The sequence below is a fragment of the Pseudoalteromonas sp. SR43-5 genome (assembly GCF_014163835.1).
Lineage (GTDB): Bacteria > Pseudomonadota > Gammaproteobacteria > Enterobacterales > Alteromonadaceae > Pseudoalteromonas > Pseudoalteromonas distincta.
In genome coordinates this window covers 1-2,689 of the sequence record NZ_JACJEA010000064.1, presented here as the reverse complement: position 1 = coordinate 2,689, position 2,689 = coordinate 1, and the positions used below count along the sequence as shown (strand labels likewise).

Genomic DNA, 2,689 nt, shown 5'->3' with positions numbered 1-2,689 from the left:
GGCTGTTAGAACTCAATCTGTACGAGTGCCCACACAGATGATTGCTTTATATTGTTAAAGAACGTTTTGAGTCGCTTTAGCGTCTCAAGGGATGCGAATAATACACCCTTTATTTTTCGAGTCAATACTTTGTTTTAAATTTTCTTTTGGAAGATTTAAAACCGAAGTTTTATTTAACTCTGTGAGTAGTTCGTGCCTTGCTATGCTTCGGCGTTTCCCGTCTCAGTGGGGTCGCATTATAGGGAGAACAGATTTTTACGCAAGTACTTTTTTAAAGAAAAAGTAAAAAAAGATGCTGTTCGGTCAGTATCTGAACTAAACCCCCTAAAACTGATAGTTTTGTAACCAAACGGTGCCTTTTATGGTACAAAAATGACCTTGCTGATACACTCAAAGCTAATAACTATTATCTAAAAGGTACTAAATATGGCAATCCGTTCTTATAAAGGTGTAACTCCTTCGTTTAATTCGTCTGTTTATATTGATGAGTCATCAGTTTTGGTTGGTGATATTACTTTAGGTGATAATAGTAGTGTTTGGCCTTTAGTAGCAGCCCGAGGCGATGTTAACTATATACGTATTGGTAAACGCTCCAATATACAAGATGGCAGTGTATTGCATTTATCTCGTGCAACTAAAAGCAATCCAGATGGTTATCCACTTATTATAGGTGACGATGTAACTGTAGGTCATAAGGTAATGCTGCACGGATGTATATTAGGAAACCGTATACTTGTAGGTATGGGCGCTATTATTATGGATAACGTGGTTGTTGAAGATGATGTAATTATAGGTGGCGGCTCTTTGGTACCACCAAACAAACGCTTAGAGTCTGGTTACTTATATGTAGGGAGTCCGGCTAAGCAAGCCCGCCCTCTAACGGAGCAAGAACTTGCCTTTTTAAAAATATCTGCCGATAACTATGTATCACTTAAAGATGAGTACTTAGCTGAAATAGCTAATTTAAGTTAATAAACTTACTTCAATTTGGCCTGCCGAGTTATAGCTCTCTTCTTCGATAAGCTCCTCGGCACGTTCTTCGTAATCAAAACGATACTTTTCAAAATACTCTGTTGCGTGACTTTCGTCTGTTAGTTTAAGTGTATTTACTTCTATTACACACTCCACCAGCATGCCACTAACTTGTGCAAAAAATACTAACTGATGATCGGGCTCTCTAAACTCTAGCCTATCTATAAATTGTATTGCCTGATTCATTTAAGCGTTCCTTGTTTGAGCGCATCAACGACGGGAAGTATTTTTGGCATTTTATTACGCCATACATAATATGCTTGAGCAGCTTGACCAACTAACATGCCACTGCCATCTAAAAGCTTAGCGTTAATATTATGCTGTGCAACCCAATTCATAAAAATGGTATTTTGCAGTGAATAAAACATGTCATAAGCGACTTCACAGTTAGTTATGTATTTTTTATCAAGTGCTGGAAGTTCGTTATTCATACTGCTAGAGGTAGAGTTTATAATTAGTGAGTAATCGCTTACTGGTAAATCATCAAAACCAAAGCCAGATACTGGTCCATATTGGGTAAACAGCTCTGCGAGTTCTTTGGCTTTTTGTGCTGTGCGATTAACTATTATTATTTCCTGAGGGTTATGCTCTAACAAAGGTAAAATAACCCCTCGAGCAGCACCGCCCGCACCTATGATTAAAATGCGTTTATTAGTTATGGCTACTTCATTAGCGAGTAAATCATTTACAAAGCCCACACCATCGGTGTTATCACCGAGTAATGAGCCATCATCTCGTTTTTTTAGTGTATTAACAGCCCCTACTATTTTGGCTAATGGGGTAAGCTCATCAGCCATTGCATAAGCTTGCTCTTTAAATGGCATTGTAACATTAGCACCCACACCGCCTTGCTCAAAAAAAGACAATACTGTTTTTTCAAAGTTATCGATAGGTGCTAATATTGCGCGATAGTCGATTTGCTCACCCAGTGATACAGCAAATTGTTTATGTATCGCGGGGGATTTTGAATGTTTAATTGGATTTCCAAAAACCGCATATTTGTCCATTTTAAAGCAACCTCTTTGCAGCTATAAACTGCCTATTAACAATGATAAGTAATATGATTAAACGACTTTTTTCTAAATCTAAGCCGGCTCCCGAGCAACAGGCTCCTACTCCTGAAAAAACACCGTATGAAATAATAGGTGGAGAGAAAGGGGCGCGAGCTATCTCCAATCGATTCTACGACATAATGGAGTCAGATGAATACGCTAAACCGTTATATGATATGCATCCTCTGCCATTAGATCGAATTCGCCAAGTATTTTTTGAATTTTTATCTGGTTGGTTAGGCGGGCCAAACCTATTTACTGAAAAACATGGCCAGCCAATGCTACGTAAAAGACATATGCCTTTTACTGTAGATAAAGCATTGCGCGATCAGTGGATGTACTGCATGAATAAAACGCTGGATATAGAAATAGACAATCCGTTGTTACGTGAAGGCTTAAAGCAATCATTCTCTCAACTAGCAACGCACATGATCAATCAGCATTAAATTTATATTTAGCCATAATGCAAAAAGGCGCTATGAGCTGTCTCTTGATCACAAGTCTGACTCAAGAGATTTTGCTAAATCGTAGCCTTCCAGGATGGCTTGTAACTTAAGCCATCCTTGCCATAACACTTTCACAGATGCACGCCCTGTGCGCTTGGT

Annotated in this window: 4 protein-coding genes; 2 read left to right on the top strand and 2 right to left on the bottom strand. The window is 38.6% G+C overall.

Annotated features, from left to right (window positions below; genetic code table 11):
- Positions 1-426: 426 nt before the first annotated feature.
- Positions 427-972 carry a gamma carbonic anhydrase family protein gene (locus tag H5090_RS20440; protein ID WP_002959868.1) on the top strand — a complete coding sequence of 182 codons (546 nt, stop codon included), beginning with the start codon at positions 427-429 and terminating at the stop codon, positions 970-972.
- On the opposite strand, the gene H5090_RS20435 is transcribed toward H5090_RS20440, so the two are convergent.
- Positions 964-1,218 (bottom strand): DUF1488 family protein, encoded by a 255-nt coding sequence (locus H5090_RS20435; protein WP_004335144.1) that lies wholly within the window; start codon positions 1,216-1,218, stop codon positions 964-966. The genes H5090_RS20440 and H5090_RS20435 overlap by 9 nt on opposite strands.
- On the bottom strand, positions 1,215-2,039 hold the full coding sequence (gene aroE, locus H5090_RS20430) for a shikimate dehydrogenase (RefSeq protein WP_182696614.1): 825 nt from the start codon (positions 2,037-2,039) through the stop codon (positions 1,215-1,217). Before aroE ends, H5090_RS20435 begins: the two co-directional genes overlap by 4 nt.
- A 53-nt stretch (positions 2,040-2,092) precedes the next feature.
- Between aroE and H5090_RS20425 the strand changes: the two genes are divergently transcribed.
- Positions 2,093-2,530 (top strand): group II truncated hemoglobin, encoded by a 438-nt coding sequence (locus H5090_RS20425; RefSeq protein WP_004335148.1) that lies wholly within the window; start codon positions 2,093-2,095, stop codon positions 2,528-2,530.
- Positions 2,531-2,689: the final 159 nt, after the last annotated feature.